The sequence below is a fragment of the Pseudomonas sp. NFACC14 genome (assembly GCF_900106885.1).
In the GTDB taxonomy this organism is placed as follows: domain Bacteria; phylum Pseudomonadota; class Gammaproteobacteria; order Pseudomonadales; family Pseudomonadaceae; genus Aquipseudomonas; species Aquipseudomonas fluorescens_AA.
Window position 1 is genome coordinate 137,008 of sequence record NZ_FNOA01000008.1, and the last position, 21,285, is coordinate 158,292.

Sequence of the window (21,285 nt, forward strand, 5' to 3'; positions counted from 1 at the left end):
CTTTCGTGGCGATCAAAATCCGGGCCTGTGGGCAGACGCCACCGCCGCTTCGTTATAGGCCGTTACCTTATAACGATTACTGTGAAATTTCCGTTTTGAATTCTTCATGACAAGGCCCACGCCGACCTCTTGACTTAAGCCTTGACCGGAATCTCTGGAAACGCTCATATTACGCCCATAATTTTTTATCAGGCCAAGCGGGAGAACAGCGATGAGCAACTACGACGTGGTCATTCTAGGCGGTGGACCCGGCGGGTATAACGCGGCGATTCGGGCCGGGCAGTTAGGGTTGAAGGCCGCCTGTGTCGAAGGTCGAGCCACCTTGGGCGGCACCTGCCTGAACGTCGGCTGCATGCCCTCCAAGGCCTTGCTGCACGCTTCGGAACTGTACGAAGCGGCCACGGGAACGGAGTTCGCCAACTTGGGCATTGAGGTCAGCCCTACCCTCAATCTTGCGCAAATGATGAAACAGAAAGACGAAAGCGTGACGGGCCTGACCAAGGGCATCGAGTTTCTGTTTCGCAAGAACAAGGTCGACTGGATCAAAGGCTGGGGCCACATCGACGGGCCGGGCAAGGTGACCGTCAGCGGTGACGATGGCAGCAAGACCGAACTCACCGCCAAGGACATCGTCATCGCCACCGGCTCGGAACCCATGCCGCTGCCAGGCGTGACCATCGACAACCAGCGCATCCTCGACTCCACCGGTGCCTTGTCCCTGGGTGAGGTGCCCCGGCACCTGGTGGTGATCGGCGCTGGCGTCATCGGCCTCGAGCTGGGCTCGGTCTGGCGGCGCCTGGGCGCCCAGGTGACCGTGGTGGAATACCTCGATCGCATCTGCCCGGGCGTGGACGGCGAGGCCGGCAAGACCTTGCAACGGGCCCTGGCTAAACAAGGTATCCAGTTCAAGTTGAGTTCGAAGGTCACCGGCGCCACGACCTCGACCAGCGGTGTGCAATTGCAGGTCGAACCGGCGGCGGGCGGCGAAGCACAGACCCTGGACGCCGATTACGTGCTGGTCGCCATCGGTCGGCGGCCCTACACTCAAGGACTGGGGTTGGAGAACGTCGGGTTGAGCACCGATAAACGCGGCATGCTCGCCAACCGGCATCACCGCACCGAAACACCCGGCGTCTGGGTGATCGGCGACGTGACGGCCGGACCGATGCTGGCCCACAAGGCCGAAGACGAGGCCATGGCCTGCATCGAACAGATCGCCGGCAAAGCCGCCGAGGTCAACTATGCGCTGATCCCCAGCGTCATCTACACCCGGCCGGAACTGGCCAGCGTCGGCCAGACCGAGGAACAGCTCAAGGCCGAAGGCCGCGCCTACAAGGTCGGCAAGTTTCCGTTCACGGCCAACAGCCGGGCCAAGATCAACCACGAGACCGAAGGGTTCGCCAAGGTCCTGGCCGATGAGCGCACCGATGAAATCCTTGGCGTGCACCTGGTGGGCCCGAGTGTCAGTGAGATGATCGGGGAGTACTGCGTGGCCATGGAGTTCAGCGCTTCGGCCGAGGACATCGCCCTGACCTGCCACCCGCACCCTACCCGTTCGGAGGCGTTGCGCCAGGCGGCCATGAATGTGGAGGGAATGGCGACGCAGATGTAGGAACAACGCAAAGCTAAAGTGAACACTTTTTATGGCGAGGGAGCTTGCTCCCGCTGGGCTCTGTAGGAGCTGGCGAAGCCTGCGATCTTTTGATCTTTTGATCTTTTGATCTTTCGCTTGAGGCTCAAGTGTCTGGGGAAAGATCGCAGCCTCGTTGCACTCGACAGCTCCTACACAGCTCCTACACCGCTCCTACAGAGCCAAGCGGGAGCAAGCTCGCGCCCACAATGGGTGCTTCACCTCAGGAGGCTGACATCCGGGCCTTGCGCCGCCGGCGACTGATCACCCCCAACACCACTGCAACCACCAGCACGAGCCCGCCCACTTCCAGCCAAACCTTGTAAGGTCGCAGCGCCGAGCGGATCGGGTCCAGGGCCTGGGTCACGTAGCGTTTGTTCGCCTTGCCGAAGTCCGGTTCCTGGCACTGATGACCAAAATCCCCAGCCCAATCCACGTACGGGCCTTCCTTCACATAGCGCTGGTACAACGCGCTTTGCTCTTCAAGGCTGGAGTTGTACCCCACCGCCTTGCACAGCACCGCCGCAAACGCCTGGCTGGTGTGGGGCAGGTAATCCGCCGCCTGGCTCGCCAGCGCCGTGGCGACAAACCGATAGTGATAACGCACGTCCGGCTGCGCGACGCTGGCCTGCTGGCGTTGCACTTCACCTTCGGCCAACAGTGGGCCGACGTTCAGCTCGACCGGTTCCAGGCTGTAATTGCCGCCCAGGCTGGCGTAATCCGGCGCCATCTCATAGCCGAGCAGTTCCATACCCCATTTGCGCGCCATCCACGACGCTTGGAAATACGCCTCGGCCCGCCGGGTTGGCCACCATTTGGACTCGGCGTCCTGGCGCAATTGCCCATAGGCACGGGCCTTGTTCTGCAGGTCCGGGTTATCGAAATAAGCCGGCGCCTCATCGAAGCGCCCTTCCCTCAGCAAACGCCTGCCCAGCAGATTGCGCAAGCTCGCGGCCACCGGCAGCGGCACGTAGTTGTCCCGGTCCTCTTGGCTCAACGCCGGTGGCGCCGGGACTTGAGCGTCGACGTACTGCTTGAGCTCATCCACTGTGAGCACCCGTTCGGCGACGGCGGCAGCGTCGTACCAATAGTTGCTCTGGCCGCGATAGAGCTGATCGAAGGCTTGCAGGTAATCACCGCGCTGCAAGGCCAGGATCGCGCTTTCCCCTTCGACCCGGCACTTGGGTTGCACCGATTCGTAATTCCAATCCGGTGTGCGCCGGCTGCCCCAGGATTCATCGTTCGGAAACGCCTGGGCAGCCTTGGCATAGGCCGCCGCCGCGGCTACCTTGTCGCCGTCGCGCAAGGCCAGCTTGGCGCGCACCCACCAGGCCAGGCCTGTGTCCGGAGCCTTTTGCACAAACGCCTGGGCGTTGGCGTAATCGCCGTGCTGGTAACTCACCGCCGCCAAACGGTCAGCATCGTCCAGGTTGTCCCGGGCGTTGGTCTGCAACAGTTTGACCAGTCTTTTCTCACCCGAAGGTTCTTCACCGTCCCACCAGCCAACGCGGCTGAGCAGGTAGGCGGTGACCAGTCGCTGCACCGCTTTGGTCTTGAGCAGCTCGCCCAAGCGTTCATCCGACTCGACGCTCAGGCCTTGTGCCAATTGCAGCAACGAGCTGTAACCGACCGGGGACCCTTGCAGGTTCTGGATCGCGTACAAGCCGATGGCACTCCCCCAGTCGTCGGCGGTGTAGGCCACTCGGGCTTCTTCGCCGAGACTGGCGATGCCCAGTTCCAGCGGATCGCTGAAGCCGGCGATGCTCATTTCCCGGGCCTGGCGAAACGCCGCTCGCGCCTGATCCTGCAAGGCCACAGGGTCGCCGCTGCCCGCCTCGGTGCTCACGGCAAACAATGCCCGCCCAAGGGAATACGCGGCCCAGGTGCTGCGCAACCGTCGCTGGTCAGCCGGTAACGCCAGCAATTGCTGGAACGCTTCCACGGCGCGCTGATGCTCACCGACGTTAAAAGCCGTCGCGCCGAGCGCATACAGGCGCAGCTCATCGGGCAGGTTGGCCGCCTCGGTCGCCACCTGGTCGATATCGGTCAGCGCCCGCAGGCGCTCCACCACCGCTTGTTGCGGCGGGGTCAGGCCAATCTGCTCGGCCTGGTTGCGTTGTTCAACGTAGGAAGGCAGGTCGTCATAGCTGTAGTCCGGGTTGCGCGTCGCCTCGGTGGCCGGCTTGAGGCCGGCAATCGCCTGGCCGAGACGGCTGACCTCGAAGCGAAAGCTGCCTTCGGGCAACTCCGCCAGGGTCTGGGCGCGGTTATCCAGCAGGCGCATCGGGAAATCCGGCCCGCAGGCCAACGCCGGGCCCAGCGGCAGGCACAGGCTCAGGCACAGCAGGTGACGAGGCCACTTACGGGTAAACATTGAAACCTCCTTGGTCGATTTTCGTACAGCGCGCCCAGCCGATTGCTCGTTGGCTACCAGCCGCCAAGCGGCCCTCCTGAATGCGAGTGAAGGTAAGCAGTCCGGGGGTTTGTTGCAACGTATAACCGGCCAAGGCATCGACACCGTCACACGCCCCGACCGCCAACGTCAGGCGCTGGGGCCAGGGGCGGTCGAGATTGCCCTGGTTGACCAGCCGGATATCGTACAAACCGCCCCGCTCCTCCCACTGCAATGCCAGGCGACTGTCCAGGTGATCGCCCCGGGCGACGGCGCCGAGCGTGGTCAGGCTCCACGCTCGCCGGTCGCCGGCCAGGGGCAGGCGAAACCAGATCAGCCCCGCGAGATGTTCCGGCGGATCAGCCCGCAAATCCGCCGCAAGCCCGGCCACTTGTTGCGGATCGGCCAGCAACTCCCGACGCTCGCCGCCGCGATCGATCGGCACTTCGCTCTCCACCACCGGCACGCCGCTCTCCTGGGTCAACAGCGCCACGCCGTAGGCTGGCAGGGCCAGATAAAACGGCCGCGTGGTGACCTCGCTCCAGCGTTGTGCCCAGTGCCGGGCCTGTTTCGGATCGAACAGCCCCTGCCGTGGATCGCTCACCGCGTGGACCTGCAGCACGCTGCTGTCCACTGCGTCCAACAATCCCGGCAATGCGGGGCTGTCGAGCCAGGCCGGTAGCGCCGTGATGCTGAGCCGCAGGTTGGCCGGCAGGCTGTGCCGCAGTTGGCCGAGGAAGTTTCCATAGGCCGGCAGCCGTGCATTGCCGGCATCGTGGTCGACCTCCACGCCCACCGGGGTCAGGCCTTGGGCTTGCCAATCGCCTAGCACTTGCTGGATTTGCGCAATGATCTCGCCCTGGTCCAAGGCCTTGAGCTGGCCATCCAGGCGAATCACGGCGATCAGCGGACGGCCGTCCGCCTTGAGCAGGTCCGGGTCGATCCGCGCACGGCGCCAGCCCGCCCCGGGAAAAGCCTGCAACGCCAGCACCCGCAGCGTGGAAAAATCGCCCCGGCTCTGGCGCAGCGCCGGCTCATGAGCCTTTGTCCATTGGCGCTGCCAGATATACAACTGTTGATCCAGGGCTGGGGGTGGCGGTTGTTCGCAGCCCGCCAAAAGCAACACGGCGAGGGCCAGGGAGAGCCGGAAAAAAACAGTCATGAAGCCTTACCGCGCGCAAAAGATGTGCAGATTAACGCCGAGCGCGTCATTGTGGGAGCGAGCAAGCTCGCTCCCACAGGGTTTGAGGCCTACCAACGTCATCAAGGCTTACGCGCAATAATCACCTGACTCTTGGCCACCACCGCGTCCAGCGCTTGCTTGATCTGCGCCCCGCGCGGTGAGTTCAGTACCGCTTGCCAGGTGTCGGCCCAGTGATTGAGCAACGGGTGGTCGGCGTTGCTGAAGTCGACCTTGGCCTCCCAGAACAACAGCATCCACATCGACCAATAGAACCCGTATTGGCTGTGGCTCAACACCTCCAGCCCGGCCTCGCTGACCATGGCCTTGAACTGCTCTTCACTGATGATGCGAATGTGGTTGGGCTTGCGGAAATACTCCGGCGCGGCGATGTCTTTTTGCAGGTCTTCGGAGCTGGGGTGCGGCACGCTCAGCAGGTACAGCGCGCCGGGCTGGCCGACCCGTACCAGTTCAGCGAGGAACTGCGCCGGGTCGTCGACGTGCTCGATGACTTCGGTGGACACTACCCGGGTGGCCGTGGCATCGGCAATGGGCAGCGGGTTGCAGTCGGTCACATGGCACTCGACGCCGCGCGCAGGGGTGTCGCTCAAGCGCTGGCGCGTGGCTTCGACCTTGGCCGCGTCGATGTCGGCGATGATGATCTTCGCCCCACGCATTCCGCAAAAATGCACGTTGCCGCCGTCGCCGCACCCCACGTCCAGCAACGTGTCCTCAGGCGTCACAGGGAAACCCGTGAACAGTTCGCCGGTTTGCTGGTTGAACCAGCCGCTGAGCATCGCATCGTGCAGCCCGAGCATGTACGGGTCGACTTTCTCGGCCACCGGTTCGGCGGGCGCGGGCGTGCCCGTGGTGAGTTTCTTCAAAAGGCTCAGCATGACGGGGCTCCAGAAACAGGAAGGACGGTTCGGGCGGCGGACAGGCGTTCGACCAACCGGGCGCCACGATTGCGCATGGGCATTTCGACCCAACGGTAGTTGAGTTCGCTCAACAGCCCGATCAGCAACAACGCACACGCCAGGGCCGGCCAGGGATGGCTTGCCGGGTCCGGCGAGCCCAAGGGGACGAAACGAAACCACAACTCGCGCAACAGGAAAAACACCGGGATGTGGATCAGGTAGATCCCGTAGGAACGACTGCCCACCCAGGTCAGCGCCGTTTTCAGCCGACCGCGGGGCAACAGGTAATCCCGATCGTAAGAGGCCACCCAGACCAGCACGGCGCTGAACACCGCAATGACCCCGAGACGGTAGAACGACAAATTGAAGTGCTCGGTCGCGATCCAGGCCATCACGCCACCAAGGCCCAGCACCAGCAGCACACCCAGGGGCGGGCGGCGCAGCCACGTGGGCTCGAAGCGCCAGTAGCTGGGCCGCAGGCTCCAGATCGACAACAACACACCCAGCGCCAAGGCATCGGTACGGATCACCGACAGCCACAGCCCCCGCCAGGTGAAAAACTGCACGAGCACCACCGCCAGCAGCACCCACACCAAATAGCGACGCGAGACGAATACCAGCAGCGGCAGGATCAAATAGAACTGCTCTTCCAACGACAGCGTCCAGTACACGAAGCTCGCGCCGTATTCATACTGCATGAACGCATCGGCAAAACGCAGGTTGGCGAATTGCAGGAAACCGGCCAGGGTCGCCTGCAGGTTGGCCTGCACGCTGCCGAACGCGCCGGAACGGTTCAGGAAGAACACCGCGAACAACACCAGCAGCAGCCAGAGCCAGGCCGACGGCAACAGGCGAAAGGCCCGGCGAATCCAGAACTCCCGGGTGACAGCCCAGAATTGCCGGGGGCTGTCGCAGCGACGCAATTGCGGGATCAGGCTGCGCCCGATGACGAACCCGGAGATCGCGAAAAACAGGTCCACGCCCCACCACAGCTGGAAACTGTCGGCCAGGGCCGCCAGGCGCGGCCATCCGCCAGGAAACGGCATGCCTTGCAGGTGATGGAACAGCACGCCAATCACCGCAACGGCGCGCAGCAATTCGATGTCCAGGATCCGCTTGCCGCTCATGAAGTACTCCCGGAAGAAGGATCGGGTTTACGCGCGATGATGACCTGGCTCTTGGGCATGAACCGGTCCAGCACCTGCTTGATCACCAGGCCGTCGGGTTGCGTCAGCATGTCCTGCCAGAGGCTCGCCCAACGCTCCATCAACGGTGGATACGGTGCCTGGATACGGTCGCGCACGGCACCCTCGAGGTCCCGGCCAGCCGCTCGTTCGCTGGCCCAGAAGAAAATCATGCCCATGACCCAGAAAAACCCGCTGGCCTGGCGATGCTCGATCACCAGCCCAGCGTTCTCCACCAGCGCGGCGAATCGTTCGGCACTGAAGATCTGCACATGGTTGGGCGCTTGAAAATAGCCCGGCGGCGCGATGCCTTGCTGCAAATGCTCGCCCACCGAGGCCGGCACGCTGAGCAGATACTGCGCCCCGGGGCGGCCCATGCGCACCAGCTCGGCCATGAACGGCTCGGGCTCATGGATATGCTCGAGCACCTCCATGCAGACGATCCTGTTCGCACAGCCATCGGCCAGGGGCAGCGGCAGGCTGTTGCTGACCAACCCCAGGAACGGCGCGGCGGCCTGGGCCTCTACTTGGCGAGCCAGGTCGCGCACCTTGTCCTGTTCGCTGTCGGTAAAGATCACGGACGCGCCCTGGCGCATGGCAAACAGCGTCGCCACACCTTCGCCGCAGCCCACATCCAGCAAGGTATCGCCGGCCGTGATGGCAAAGCCCTTGAGCAATTCGCCGGTTTCACTGCGAAACCAGCCGTCGAGCATCGCGTCGTACAGGCCGGCATCCCGGGGCGAAACGGCTACTGGTGGCGGAGGCGCCACTGGCCTGCGCCCGGCCAGCCATCGCCGGATCATGGCTGCGCCGCGTTCCGGCGCCGCTCGGACAGTTGTTCGAAAAACGCCCGCAAACGCTGCTCGGCGTTGGCCTGGCTGCAGAATTTCTCCAGGCTGCGCACGGCATGGGCCGACATGCGGCGATAACGCTCGGGATCATTTTTAGCCACGTCGTAGCTGGCGAGATAGGCCGAGCACAGCGAGTCCCAATCGGTGACATAACGCAGGGTCCGGTAAGCCGCACGCGGGTCGTGGGGCCAGGCGGTCAGTTCCTCGGTCGAATCCACCACGAAGGCATTGTCGTGATCGATGTAGTCGGCCATCGCCGTGTTCAACGGCGCAATCGCCGGACGGCCGCAGGACATGAACTCCATCAACGGCAGGCACTGCCCTTCGCCATAGGAACTGTTGACCACGTACCGGGTGGCTTCCACCAGCCGTTCGTAGTCCGCGTCCGCCAGGTAACCGTGAATCAGCACGATGCGGCAGCGGTACGACTGGTTCTTGTAGACATGATGGAGCATGTCGGTGAGCGCGGCGCCGACATCGTGGTGAGTCAGCTTGAGCACCAGGGTGGCGTCAGGAACATCGCGAAACGTCGCGCAAAATGCGCTGATCATGTCCTTCCAGTTCTTGCGCCCGTCGTAGGGATTGAACACCGAGGTATAGATCACACCGTCCAGCAGTAACTCGCAATCCCCGGCCGGGCCGTCCAGCACCAGCGGCGTGCCGGCCTGATGCACCGGTGGGCCATAAGGCCGCAGGTCGGTGGTGCGACTGTCGATCAGCAGGCCACGCAATTGCAGGCGCATGTGATCCACGGTCGGCCGCTGGGCCAGCACCGCGCCACGGGCGGCAAAGCGGTCCCATACCGGCGCGGCGACAGCGGCGATGGGAAAGTCCGCGCCCATTACCTCACGAACGGTGTTGACGGTGAAGCTGGAATGGGTGATTGCCATGCCGGTCTCGCCCAAGACCACTCGCCAGTCGTGCCGGGCCTCGCCCTGCCAGCTTTCGGTAGGAATGGTGCTGAATTCCCAGGCGAACACCGGGATCGTCGGGCAGGCGTAGTGGGCAGCGGTGCGATGAGGCGGTGAAAACGACAGGAATACGCACTCCTCGCCACGCCCCAGGCAATCGGCGTACAACTGATCGACCTCTTCGTCAGGCCGGGTCACTTCGACCACCCGCCCCAACCGCTCCAGCACCGGGCGAAACTCCTTGAGCACGAAGTAATAGCTGTACTCGGGCTTGCCGAGGTTTTCCAGAATGTTGCTCTGGTTGGTTTCCGAATAAATGATGATCAACATGAGGCGCTACCTGCCTGGACCGCCAGCGGCAGCCCTTCGTCACAGCCTGGCTCCGCCAGGAAATCCGCCAGGCGCCGCTGCACCGGGGCGAACGCGCAATAGCGGCGCATCCGCTCGTTCGCGGCAGCGGCCATGGCCTGGTAGGCCTGCGGCTGGTGCTTGGCCATGGCGTAGCTCTGCTGGTAGGCGAGTTTCAATGAGCCCCAGTCGGGTCGATGGCGCAGGGTGCGATACAAAATGCGCGAGTCTTCCGGCCAGATGGTCGGTTCGCGGCTGGACTTGACGATGAAGGCCACCTCGGCGTCGATGTAATCGCGCATTGCCGTGTGGTCCGGTGCGATGACGGGGCGTGCACAGGACATGAACTCCATCAACGGCAGGCACAGGCCCTCGCAGCGGGACGCATTGACGTAGAAACTCGCCGCGCCATACAGCCGGGCGAATTGTTCGTCCTCCAGGTAACCGTGCATCACCACCACCCGGCAACTGAACGGCGACAGCTGGGACAGCAGCGTCAACAGCTCGACGTAGTAGGTCGACAGGTCGTTCTGGGTCATCTTCAGCACCAGCGTGGCGTCCTCGACGTCACGCAGGGCCCAACAGAATGCGGTGACCAACTGATGCCAGTTCTTGCGCCCGTCATCGGGGTTGAACACGCTGACGTACACCACGCCGCTGACTTCGGTTTCCACCACTTGGTGGGTGTCCGGCAGCACGGCCTGGGGATGTGCCGGTGCCGCCGGTTCGGGGCTAGGCTCTGGAACGGGCTCGACGGCCACCGGCAGCGCTGCCGGCCCCCTCAGGATCCTGCTGGTGGCAACGCGCACCGGCACGGGCACCAGGTCGCGGACCGCCTCGCGATACCAGCACAGCAGGTTGTGCTTGCACAGCCACACGGGCCCCTGCTCGCGCTTGCCGGTGAAGGCGCGGATGACTTCGCGCAGGTAATGGCGGGAAATGAATGCGCGCCGCCGCCAAGTCAGAGGGGGTGGCTCCACGATCGGTTCCGGCTCTGGTTCCGGCACTTCTTCGAGGATGGGCGCGATCAAGCCATCGGCCGACAGCCCGAGGGGCCGGCTGTCGATGATGCAGCCCTTGATCTGCAAGGTCGCTCCCGGGTTGACCGGCAGGCTCGGGTGTCGCTCACGAACCGCCGCGAAACGCTCCCACAGCGGCGTGGGCAATACCAATACCGGGAAATCCTCGCCCAAGGTCCGGCGGATCGCCTCGGCCGTATGGCTGGACAAGGTAATCACCCGGCCATGACGGGCCAGCGTGCGACTCCAGTCATGCCGCAGGTCGTCGTCCCAGTGCTCGGCCGGGATCGAATCGAACTCCCAGGCCACCACGCAGACCATCGGGCAAAGCAGGTCCTGCGGCGTCTTGTGCGGGGGTGAAAACGAAAGGAACAAGCAGTCCTGCCCGGCCTGCTGCAATGTTCGATACAGCGGATCGACCTCGGCGACCGACGACACCACATGCACCGGCCCCAGGCTTTCCAGCACGGGACGATAGGCCTTGAGCACGAAGTAATAGCTGTACTCAGGGCGGCCGAGGCTCTGGCTGATGGAGTGATCGTTTACGTCCGAGTAAAGAATGAAATTCATGGCATCCCATCATGGCGCCGCCGTCCCGGCGGCCCCACTTCATGACGGTCGAGTCACGCATCGAGCCGGCCCGGAGGCCGCCACGCGTCGCTCATCTCGCTACCCGTCTCGTTCTTGTTTTTTTGGTCCCGCCCCTGGGGTTCATCTCGAAGATCGAAACCAGGGACAGCGTGACGAGGGGCATTCTAAACACATCCGCCGAGGGTTCGTGAACCGCCCGGCAAGAATAAACCAGCTATAAATATGAGAACTGACCAGTCACGGTTTGCGCTGTTGAAATTGCTGCGGAATTGGCACAGATTGGCAACCAAACAACTACAACAAACGCTTCTCTAGGCTGATCGTAGAGTGACTTTTCCCCGATCTTACGGAAATTTCTCACTCATTTCGCAATAGACGAAGCAACCGTCAAGGGGGCTGGAGCTTGAAAAAACGTCTGTTCGTTACGGGCCTCGGCGGTTTCGTTGGACGTCACCTCAAATCTCGACTGAATGGTCATGATTCGGCGTGGCAGGTGATGCCTGTCGCCGCGCGCTACGACCTGATGGATGCCAAGACTCTGGAGGGCCTCTGGCCCGAGCTTCCCGACGCCGTGATCCACCTGGCCGGGCAAACCTTTGTGCCCGAAGCCTTTCGCGATCCGGCGCGTACCCTGCACATCAACCTGATGGGCACCTTGAACCTGCTCCAGGCCCTCAAGGCCCGGGGTTTCACCGGGACGTTCCTGTATGTCAGCTCCGGTGATGTCTATGGCCAGGTCAGCGAAGACCGACTGCCGATTACCGAACTGCAACCACCCGCCCCGCGCAACCCGTATGCCGTGAGCAAGCTGTCGGCCGAACTGCTGAGCCTGCAGTGGGGCATGAGCGAAGGCTGGCCGGTGCTGGTGGCCCGCCCGTTCAATCACATCGGTGCCGGCCAGAAGGACAGCTTCGTCATTGCCAGCGCCGCCCGGCAGATCAGCCGGATCAAGCTGGGCCTGCAACCGGCCCGGCTGCAAGTGGGCGATATCGACGTGACCCGCGACTTCCTCGATGTCGGCGATGTGATTTCGGCCTACCTGGCCCTGCTGGACAAAGGCGCCCCGGGGCAGGTCTACAACATCTGCTCGGGGCGCGAGCAAAGCATTCGCAGCCTGATCGAACAACTGGGCGATCTCGCCCAGGTCGATGTGAAACTTATCCAGGACCCTGCGCGTCTTCGCCGCGCAGAACAGCGTCGCGTCTGTGGTAGCCCAGCCAAGCTACGACAGGCCACCGGATGGACGCCCGAAACAACAACACAACAATCCTTGCGGACGATCCTGTCCGACTGGGAGATACGGGTACAACAAGAATGAAAAGTGCATTGATCACAGGGATCACCGGCCAGGACGGCGCGTATCTGGCCAAGTTGCTGCTCGACAAGGGTTACAAAGTCCACGGCCTGGTGGCGCGACGCAGCAGCGACTCGCGCTGGCGGCTGCGAGAGATGGGCATCGAACAGGACATCGTTTACCTGGACGGTGACATGGCCGATGCCTGCTCGGTGCAGCGGGCGGTGATCAAGTCGGCGCCGGACGAGGTGTATAACCTGGCCGCGCAAAGTTTCGTCGCAGCCTCCTGGGACCAGCCGGTGACCACCGGCATCGTCGACGGGCTGGGGGTTACCCACCTGCTCGAAGCCATTCGCCAGTTCAGTGTGCAGACCCGCTTCTACCAGGCCTCCACCAGCGAAATGTTCGGCCTGATCCAGGCCGAGCAACAGGACGAGCACACCCCGTTCTATCCGCGCAGCCCCTATGGCGTGGCGAAACTGTACGGCCACTGGATCACCGTCAACTACCGGGAAAGCTTCGGCCTGCATGCCAGCAGCGGCATCCTGTTCAACCACGAATCACCGCTGCGCGGCATCGAGTTCGTGACTCGCAAGGTCACCGATGCCGCTGCGCGCATCAAGCAGGGCAAGCAGCAGGAATTGCGCCTGGGCAATATCGACGCCAAGCGCGACTGGGGCTTTGCCGGCGACTACGTCGAGGCCATGTGGCTGATGTTGCAACAGGACAGCCCCGACGATTACGTGGTGGCCACCGGCGTCACCACCACCGTGCGCGAGATGTGCAGGATTGCCTTCGAACACGTGGGCCTGGACTACCGTGACTTCGTCAAGATCGACCCGGCGTTTTTCCGCCCGGCCGAAGTCGAGGTGTTGCTCGGCAACCCGGCCAAGGCACAACGCGTCCTGGGCTGGAAGCCTCGGACCGACCTCGACACCCTGATCCGCATGATGATGGATGCGGACATGAAACGCGTCGCCAAGGAGTAGGCCATGCTCATTCCCGTGATTCTCTCCGGCGGTGCCGGGACGAGGTTGTGGCCGGTGTCCCGCGAGGGCCATCCCAAGCCTTTCATGCTCTTGCCCGATGGCCAGTCGCTGCTGGGCAAGACCTATCGGCGTGCGGCAGGGTTGTTCGACGGCCGGGGCGACATTGTTACCGTCACCAATCGCGAGTACTACTTCCAGAGCCGCGATCATTATCAAAGCGCCCACCTGGAGCGCTATCGCGGTCACTTCGTACTTGAACCCACGGGCCGCAACACCGCGCCGGCCATTGCCACGGCCACCCTCGCGGTACAGGCCCTGCACGGCGACGAGGCGATCCTGGTGGTCATGCCTGCCGATCACTTGATCAAGGACGAAGCGGCTTTCAAGGCCTCCGTTGAGCACGCCGTGGAGCTGGCCAAAAACGGCCATCTGGTGACCTTCGGCGTGCTGCCCTCGGCGCCGGAAACCGGCTTCGGCTACATCGAACGGGGCCAGCCCCTGGATACCAAGGGCGCGGCCAAGGTCGTGCGCTTTGTCGAAAAGCCCGACTTGCAGACCGCCACCCAGTACCTGGAAAGTGGCCGTTTCCTGTGGAATTCGGGGATGTTCTGCTTCTCGGTCAAGACCCTGTTGGCGGAGCTGCACGCCCACGCCCCCGAGCTGCTGGAACAGGCGCGCGCCTGTGTCACGGCCAGCACGGCAGTGGAAACCTCAGGTTGTGTACAGCAGGAATTGTCCCCGGTGCATTTCGCCGAAATGCCGGACATCTCCATCGACTACGCCCTGATGGAGCGCTCAGCCAATGTCGTGGTGATCCCTGCCGCCTTCGACTGGAGCGATATCGGTTCCTGGAGCGCCATCGCCAGCCTGGTACCCGCCGACGGGCAAAACAACCGCACCACCGGTGAAGCCCTGTTTATCGACAGCCAGAACACCTTCGTCCAGAGCGACAGCCGCCTGGTGGCCGCCCTGGGCGTGGAAAACCTGATCATCATCGACACCGCCGACGCCGTGCTGGTGGCCCATGCCGACCGCGCCCAGGATGTTCGTCGCGTCGCCCGGCAACTCAAGGACAAGGACCACGAAGCCTATCGCCTGCATCGCACGGTCAGCCGTCCATGGGGCAGTTATACGGTTCTCGAAGAAGGTCCACGTTTCAAGATCAAGCGCATCGTGGTCAAGCCTGGCGCATCGCTGTCGCTGCAAATGCACCACCACCGCAACGAACACTGGGTGGTGGTCGAAGGCATGGCCAAGGTCACCAATAACGGCTCGGGCTCGCACCTGGTCGCCAAGAACGAATCGACATTCATTCCCGCCGGCCACAAGCATCGCCTGGAAAACCCCGGTGTCATCGACCTGGTCATCATCGAGGTCCAGAGCGGCGAATACCTCGGGGAAGACGACATCGTCCGCTTCGAAGACCACTACGGCAGGGCCGTCTGATGCTGTTGGCCTTGCAACGCTCACTGTGGAGCTACCGCGGCTTCGTCCTGGGCAGCGTCAAGCGCGAGTTTCAGGCTCGCTATCGCAACTCGTTGTTCGGCGCGTTGTGGACGGTGCTCAACCCGTTGTCGATGATCCTCGTCTACACGGTGATTTTTTCCCACATCATGCGTGCCCGCCTGCCCGGGGTCGAAGATGGCATGGCCTACAGCGTCTACCTCTGTGCCGGGCTGCTGACCTGGGGGTTGTTCGCGGAAATCACCACCCGCAGCCAGGGCATGTTCCTGGAAAACGCCAACCTGCTGAAAAAGATCAGCTTCCCGCGGATCTGCCTGCCGGTGATCGTGCTGTTCAACGCGGGGATCAACTTCGCGATCATCCTCGGGCTCTTTCTCGGTTTCCTGCTGATCACCGGACGCTGGCCAGGCATGACCTTGCTGGCCCTGGTGCCGCTGCTGGCCCTGCAAGTGATGTTCGCCGCCGGGCTGGGCATGCTGCTGGGGATCCTCAATGTGTTTTTCCGCGATGTTGGGCAGTTGTTCGGCATTTGCCTGCAATTCTGGTTCTGGCTCACGCCGATCGTTTACCCGATGACGATCCTGCCGCCATCGATCCAGCGACTGCTCGCCTTCAACCCCATGACCGCCCTGATGCAGAGCTACCAGAACCTGTTTCTCTATAATCAGTGGCCGGTCTGGAGTTCGCTGGTGCCGTTGCTGGTGGTGGCCCTGTTGTTGTGTGCCTTGGGCCTGCGCATGTTTCGCCGACGCGGCGGTGAAATGGTGGATGAACTCTGATGGGACATTTGCGCGTCACCGGCCTGGGCAAGGCCTACAAGCAGTATCCGAACCGCTGGAGCCGGCTGTTCGAGTGGTTGGTCCCCTTTTCTCGCCAGCGCCATCAACTGCACTGGATCCTGCAGGGTGTGGACTTCGAGATCCAGCCCGGGGAAGCCGTCGGCATCGTCGGGGTCAACGGTGCCGGCAAAAGCACGTTGCTCAAGATGATCACCGGCACCACCCAACCCACCTGCGGCCACATCCAATTGCAAGGCCGCGTCGCCGCGTTGCTGGAATTGGGCATGGGCTTTCATCCAGACTTCACCGGTCGCCAGAATGCGTTCATGGCTGGTCAGTTGCTGGGCATGCACGTGGAGGAAATCGAAGCGTTGATGCCCGAGATCGAGGGGTTCGCCGAAATCGGCGAGGCCATCGACCAGCCGGTGCGCACCTACTCCAGCGGTATGCAGATGCGCCTGGCGTTCAGCGTTGCCACCGCCCGACGCCCGGACATCCTGATCGTCGACGAAGCGCTGTCGGTGGGCGATGCCTACTTCCAACACAAGAGCTTCGAGCGCATCCGCAGTTTCCGCAAAGCCGGTACCACGCTGCTGATCGTGTCCCACGATCGCTCGGCGATCCAGTCGATCTGCGACACCGCCATCCTGCTCGAACACGGGCGCATGGCCATGCGCGGCAAGCCGGAAGAGGTGATGGATTATTACAACGCGATGCTGGCCCAGCGCGAGGGCCAGGTGGTTCGCCAGGAGATGCTCGCCAACGGCCAGATACGCACGATCTCCGGCACCGGCGAGGCCGGCATCGTCGATGTGCAATTGCTCAACAGCCAGGGGCAGTCGGTGGAAGTCGCCGAGATCGGCCAGCCGATGGTGTTGCAAGTACGGGTTGAAATCCGCCAGGACATCGAGCGGCTGGTGTTGGGTTTTTTGATCAAGGACCGCCTTGGCCAGCCCATGTATGGCATCAACACCCATCGCCAGGACAAAGCCGTGACCGACCTCAAGGCCGGCGAACAGATCACCTTCCGTTTCAGTTTCGACATGCGCCTGGGCAAGGGCAATTACTCCGTCGCGCTCAGCCTGTCGCGACTGGACTCGCACCTGGACCGTAATTTCGAATGGCGCGACTACGGGCTGGTGTTTCACGTCATCAATAATCGCCAGGAGGATTTCGTCGGCTGCTCCTGGCTCCAGGCCCGGACCAGTATCCAGCGTTCGAGCCAGATTGCCGTCGAGGCGTTGCCGCAAAAGGAGTTGCCATGAGCCGTTTGCTGGTGGATTGCACCTACGTATACGACCACCCGAATGACAACTCCGGCATTCAGCGAGTGGTGCGCAATGTCATTCGCGAATTGCCTGCCAAGGACCAGGACCGCGAATGCATTCCCGTGGTGATGCTGCAGGGCAAGCTGTATGAAGTGATAAGCCTGGCCCCCCTGCCCACGAATGGATGGGATCTGGCCGGCCTGCGAGCACGCTTGATCCAGTTCGCCAATCTGTTCTGGCTCAGGCAACGGACCCTCGAACGACAACGCCCCTTCAGCCATTCGGTCTGGGCACGTCGCGTCTTGTACGTTGCTTGCCGACTGTTCGCCCTGGGGTGCCTGAGCCTCCCCATTCGAATCCTCGATCGCCTGCTCAAACGCAAGCCTGCCCCGGCGCGCAGCGTACCGCTGGCACATCGAGCCGGCGATCAACTGGTGTTGCTGGACTCTTCCTGGCACTCAGGTTTCTTTCCCCTGGCCGAACAGCTCAAGCGTGATGGCGTCGGAATCATCTCGGTGATCTATGACCTGATTCCCCTGACCCATCCACAATTCTGCGACGCCGGGCTGGTCAAGGTGTTCAACCATTGGTTCGACTGGATCGCCCGCACCGCCGACGGCTACATCGCCATCTCCACCACCATCCGCGACCAGCTTCGCCAGGAAATGGTCCGGCGTATTGGCGAGCAGCAGGTGCGCGAGCGCTGGTTCGACTATTTCCACTTGGGCAGCGAACTGGACCTGATCGACGACGCTCACGCCGTCGACCCGAACTTGCTGCGGCTGTTCAATCGACCCGAGCCGGTATTCCTGATGGTCAGCACCATCGAACCGCGCAAAAACCACGCCTACCTGATCGATGCGTTCGAGCGGGCCTGGGCCGCCGGTTCACAAGCACGGTTATGCATCGTCGGGAAAATCGGCTGGAAATGCGAAGCGCTGATCGAACGTATCCAGCGTCATCCACAGCTCGGCAGCCGCCTGTTCATGTTCAACCACCTGGCGGACCAAAGCCTGGAACACGCCTATCGACACTCCACCGCGCTGGTGTTCCCGTCCTACGTGGAGGGCTTCGGCCTGCCGTTGGTGGAGGCCATGCAACGCGGCTTGCCGGCGATGGGCAGCGATATCCCCGTGTTTCGGGAAATCGGCGGTGACTTCATGGTCTACTTCGATCTCGACGATCCCCAAAGTCTGGCGAACCTGGTCATCGACATGGAACACACCGGGGTATTCCCGGCCAGGCGCAACCTGGATCAATGGCAATGGCTGAGCTGGCGCCAAGCCAGTGCGCAACTGGTAGAAAGGATCGAGGGCCACGTTAACGAAGTCATCATCGACCGGGAAACAGCATGCGGATAGCCCTCAACGCGCGCATTCTCCAGGCGCCACGCACCGGCATCGGCCACTACGTGGCGGAACTGGCGACGGCCTTGACCCAGGAGCCGGATGTACAGTTGTCACTGTTCCACGGTTGGGGCTGGAGCCCGCAATTGCCGCCAACGGCCAAGCCTGGCTATTCAAGGCTGAGCCCCTTGCTGCGACGGGTTCCGGGCGCCTACCAGGCGCGGCGCTGGCTGGAGCAGAAACGCTTCGATCAAGGCCGTTCGAAGGCTATCGACCTGTATCACGAGCCCAGCCTTTGGCCGCTGGCCTTCGAAGGGCCGACGGTGATCACCCTCCATGACCTGACGCACCTGCGCTACCCCGAGACGCAACCACCGGCACGCCTGAAGGAAATCGAGCGACGACTCAGCCGCGCGGTGGAACAGGCGCAGCTGATCCTGACCGACTCGCAGTTCATCGCCGATGAAGCCCAGCAGTATTTCGGCCTGCCCGCCGAGCGCCTGAGGGTCGCGCCACTGGGGATCGCGGCACGTTTCCACCCGCGCGAACCGGAAGCGATCGACGCCGTGCTCAAGGCCCATGGCCTGGAGCATGGCCGATACTTTCTCTGCGTCGGCACCCTGGAACCACGCAAGAACCTGTCGTTGGCCCTGCGCGCCCACGCCGGGCTCCCTGAATCCCTACGTCAGGCTTTTCCTTTGTTCATTGTAGGAATGAGCGGATGGCAACAAGCGCAGCTCAATGATGAGTTGAAACGCGCCCTGGCTGGCGGTCATGTTTGTCTGGCGGGTTACCTGCCTGACGAACAGGTCGCCCAATTGTTGGCGGGGGCACGGGCACTGGTGTTCCCGTCGTACTACGAAGGCTTTGGTCTGCCGGTGCTTGAAGCCATGGCCAGTGGCACACCGGTGATCACCACCCGCTGCTCGGCGATGCCGGAAGTGGCCGGGCCAGCCGGTATCTATTGCGAACCCGACGATCCGCACGGCATGCGCGACGCCATGGAGCGGTTGATTGAGGATCGCCTGCACTGGCAGGCGTGCCGGGAGGCGGGATTGCAACAGGCGGCGCTGTTTTCCTGGGAACGTTGTGCAAAGGTCACTGCCCACGCGTATCGCCAGGCCTTGGGAGGTTGAATGCGAGTCCTGCACTTCTACAAAACCTATTTGCCTGATTCCATGGGTGGCATCGAACAGGTGATTTTTCAACTCTGCGACAGCACTGATCGGCTGAGCATCGATAACACCGTGTTGGCCCTGAGCGGGCAGCCATCACCAGAACCGATCCTGCTTCGACAGCATGTCGTCCACCAGGCCCGGATGGACTTCCAACTGGCGTCCACCGGTTTCTCCTACAGCGTGTTCAAGAAATTCCGTGAGCTGGCCGCCGAAGCGGACGTGATCAACTACCACTTCCCCTGGCCGTTCATGGACCTGGTGCACTTTTGCAGTGCCGTGAAAAAACCCTATGTCGTGACCTACCATTCGGACATCGTTCGCCAACGGCACCTGCTCAAGCTCTACCGGCCGCTGATGCGACGCTTCCTGGGCGGCGCTGACCGTATCGTCGCGGCCTCGCCGAACTATGTTCACACCAGCGATGTGCTCAAGGAATACAGCGACAAGACGCGAATCATCACCTACGGCCTGAACAAGAGCAGTTATCCACAGCCTGACGCCGAGCGCATGGCGCAGTGGAAGGCAAAACTGGGCGAGCGTTTCTTTTTGTTCGTGGGGGTGATGCGTTATTACAAAGGCCTGCACATTCTGCTCGACGCCCTCAAAGGCGTGGATTACCCCGTCGTCATCCTGGGCGCCGGCCCACTGGAAAAACAACTGCATGCCCAGGCCACGAAACTGGGCCTGCGTAACGTGCATTTCCTCGGGCGCCTGGGGGACGAAGACAAGGTCGCATTGCTGGAACTGAGTTATGCCATCGTGTTCCCTTCGCACCTGCGCTCCGAAGCCTTTGGCATCTCCCTGCTCGAAGGCGCGATGTTCGGCAAGCCGATGATCTCCAGCGAAATCGGCACCGGCACCAGCTACATCAACATCCACGGCGAAACCGGCCTGGTGGTGCCACCCAGTAACCCCGAGGCTTTCCGCGAGGCGATGCGCACCCTGTGGGAAAACCCGGCTCAGGCCCAGGCAATGGGCGTCAAGGCCGAAGCCCGTTACCGCCAGTTGTTCACCTCCGAAGAGATGGGCCAAAAGTGGGTGCAGTTGTACGAGGAACTGCTGGAGGAAAAGGCGCTTTCCTACGCCTAGGGCCCGTAGGAGCTGTCGAGTGCAACGAGGCTGCGATCTTGTCCCAGACAATTGAGTCGCGAGCGAAAGATCAAAATCAAAAGATCGCAGCCTTCGGCAGCTCCTACAGCGCAACCCAGCGGGAGCAAGCGCCCCCGTCAAACAGCGCCCCATTCAAATGCTCAGGCGTGCTTTTGCAACCCGGCAACCGTACGCGGCATGCCCACGAACCCGGGCAAGGCTTCGATCCGCGCCAGCCAGGCCCGCACATGGGCATAGTCCTCCAACGACACATTGCCTTCCGGTGCGTGGGCGATGTAGCTGTAGCCGGCGATGTCCGCGACAGTCGCCGTATCACCCGCCAGAAAATCACGACGGCTCAATTCCTGATCAATGACTTTCAGCACAGCGTGGGAACGGGCAATCACGTCCTCGGCGTTGTAGGCCGCGCCAAACACCGTGATCAGTCGTGCCGTGGCCGGCCCCGCATGGATCGGCCCGGCCGCCGCCGACAACCAGCGCTGCACCTGCGCGACGCCGACTGGATCGGTGGGCAGCCAGCGGCCCTTGCCATATTTGTGCGCCAGGTACACCAGGATCGCGTTGGAGTCCGCCAGCACCACGCCGTCATCGTCAATGACCGGTACCTGGCCAAACGCATTGAGCGCGAGGAAGTCCGCCTGTTTGTGCGCGCCCTTGGCCAAGTCGACGAAGACCTCTTCGACCGGTAGCCCGAGCAACGAAAGCATCAATTGAACACGATGGGAATGGCCGGACAGCGGGAAGTGATAGTGCTTGATAGGGTTCATGGTCGACTCCGCAGGAAGTGACGCCATCAGCACAACGGCGTCGATGGGGTCATCTTCCGCTCCGGGC

The 21,285-nt window shown here is 62.6% G+C and carries 17 protein-coding genes; 9 read left to right on the forward strand and 8 right to left on the reverse strand.

What is annotated here, in order from left to right:
* Positions 1-211: 211 nt before the first annotated feature.
* Positions 212-1,612, forward strand: a complete 1,401-nt coding sequence (lpdA, locus tag BLU85_RS14495; protein WP_092200292.1) for a dihydrolipoyl dehydrogenase — start codon at positions 212-214, stop codon at positions 1,610-1,612.
* A gap of 241 nt (positions 1,613-1,853) precedes the next feature.
* Here lpdA and BLU85_RS14500 read toward each other — a convergent pair whose 3' ends face one another.
* The 7 genes from BLU85_RS14500 to BLU85_RS14530 form a co-directional block, all read right to left on the reverse strand.
* On the reverse strand, positions 1,854-4,004 hold the full coding sequence (locus BLU85_RS14500) for a hypothetical protein (protein ID WP_092200289.1): 2,151 nt from the start codon (positions 4,002-4,004) through the stop codon (positions 1,854-1,856).
* Positions 3,991-5,184: a DUF3142 domain-containing protein gene (locus BLU85_RS14505; RefSeq protein WP_092200285.1), complete on the reverse strand. Its 1,194-nt coding sequence runs from the start codon at positions 5,182-5,184 to the stop codon at positions 3,991-3,993. The genes BLU85_RS14500 and BLU85_RS14505 overlap by 14 nt, the downstream gene beginning before the upstream one ends.
* Before the next feature lie 101 nt (positions 5,185-5,285).
* Complete coding sequence (locus tag BLU85_RS14510; protein ID WP_072407604.1) at positions 5,286-6,098, reverse strand: class I SAM-dependent methyltransferase; 813 nt, start codon at positions 6,096-6,098, stop codon at positions 5,286-5,288.
* A complete protein-coding gene (locus tag BLU85_RS14515) occupies positions 6,092-7,246 on the reverse strand; it encodes an acyltransferase family protein (protein WP_092200282.1) in 1,155 nt (384 codons plus the stop codon). Before BLU85_RS14515 ends, BLU85_RS14510 begins: the two co-directional genes overlap by 7 nt.
* Positions 7,243-8,106 carry a class I SAM-dependent methyltransferase gene (locus BLU85_RS14520; protein ID WP_092200279.1) on the reverse strand — a complete coding sequence of 288 codons (864 nt, stop codon included), beginning with the start codon at positions 8,104-8,106 and terminating at the stop codon, positions 7,243-7,245. Before BLU85_RS14520 ends, BLU85_RS14515 begins: the two co-directional genes overlap by 4 nt.
* Complete coding sequence (locus BLU85_RS14525) at positions 8,103-9,395, reverse strand: glycosyltransferase (RefSeq protein ID WP_092200276.1); 1,293 nt, start codon at positions 9,393-9,395, stop codon at positions 8,103-8,105. Before BLU85_RS14525 ends, BLU85_RS14520 begins: the two co-directional genes overlap by 4 nt.
* A complete protein-coding gene (locus BLU85_RS14530; protein WP_092200273.1) occupies positions 9,389-11,002 on the reverse strand; it encodes a glycosyltransferase in 1,614 nt (537 codons plus the stop codon). Before BLU85_RS14530 ends, BLU85_RS14525 begins: the two co-directional genes overlap by 7 nt.
* A gap of 424 nt (positions 11,003-11,426) precedes the next feature.
* Between BLU85_RS14530 and BLU85_RS14540 the strand changes: the two genes are divergently transcribed.
* Genes BLU85_RS14540 through BLU85_RS14575 form a run of 8 tightly spaced genes read left to right on the forward strand, consistent with a single transcriptional unit; the run spans position 11,427 to position 20,430 of the window.
* Positions 11,427-12,341 carry a GDP-mannose 4,6-dehydratase gene (locus tag BLU85_RS14540; RefSeq protein ID WP_092200267.1) on the forward strand — a complete coding sequence of 305 codons (915 nt, stop codon included), beginning with the start codon at positions 11,427-11,429 and terminating at the stop codon, positions 12,339-12,341.
* A complete protein-coding gene (gene gmd / locus BLU85_RS14545; protein WP_060739937.1) occupies positions 12,338-13,306 on the forward strand; it encodes a GDP-mannose 4,6-dehydratase in 969 nt (322 codons plus the stop codon). The genes BLU85_RS14540 and gmd overlap by 4 nt, the downstream gene beginning before the upstream one ends.
* Before the next feature lie 3 nt (positions 13,307-13,309).
* Complete coding sequence (locus tag BLU85_RS14550) at positions 13,310-14,752, forward strand: mannose-1-phosphate guanylyltransferase/mannose-6-phosphate isomerase (RefSeq protein WP_092200264.1); 1,443 nt, start codon at positions 13,310-13,312, stop codon at positions 14,750-14,752.
* Positions 14,752-15,549, forward strand: coding sequence for an ABC transporter permease (locus tag BLU85_RS14555; protein WP_092200260.1), 798 nt, complete (start codon positions 14,752-14,754; stop codon positions 15,547-15,549). Before BLU85_RS14550 ends, BLU85_RS14555 begins: the two co-directional genes overlap by 1 nt.
* Positions 15,549-16,814, forward strand: coding sequence for an ABC transporter ATP-binding protein (locus tag BLU85_RS14560; protein ID WP_092200257.1), 1,266 nt, complete (start codon positions 15,549-15,551; stop codon positions 16,812-16,814). Before BLU85_RS14555 ends, BLU85_RS14560 begins: the two co-directional genes overlap by 1 nt.
* Positions 16,811-18,178, forward strand: coding sequence for a glycosyltransferase family 4 protein (locus tag BLU85_RS14565; protein WP_092200254.1), 1,368 nt, complete (start codon positions 16,811-16,813; stop codon positions 18,176-18,178). Before BLU85_RS14560 ends, BLU85_RS14565 begins: the two co-directional genes overlap by 4 nt.
* Positions 18,169-19,299 carry a glycosyltransferase family 4 protein gene (locus BLU85_RS14570; protein ID WP_092200251.1) on the forward strand — a complete coding sequence of 377 codons (1,131 nt, stop codon included), beginning with the start codon at positions 18,169-18,171 and terminating at the stop codon, positions 19,297-19,299. Before BLU85_RS14565 ends, BLU85_RS14570 begins: the two co-directional genes overlap by 10 nt.
* Positions 19,300-20,430, forward strand: coding sequence for a glycosyltransferase family 4 protein (locus BLU85_RS14575; protein WP_092200248.1), 1,131 nt, complete (start codon positions 19,300-19,302; stop codon positions 20,428-20,430).
* Positions 20,431-20,591: 161 nt separating this feature from the next.
* Here BLU85_RS14575 and BLU85_RS14580 read toward each other — a convergent pair whose 3' ends face one another.
* Positions 20,592-21,218, reverse strand: coding sequence for a glutathione S-transferase family protein (locus tag BLU85_RS14580; RefSeq protein ID WP_092200245.1), 627 nt, complete (start codon positions 21,216-21,218; stop codon positions 20,592-20,594).
* Positions 21,219-21,285 lie beyond the last annotated feature (67 nt).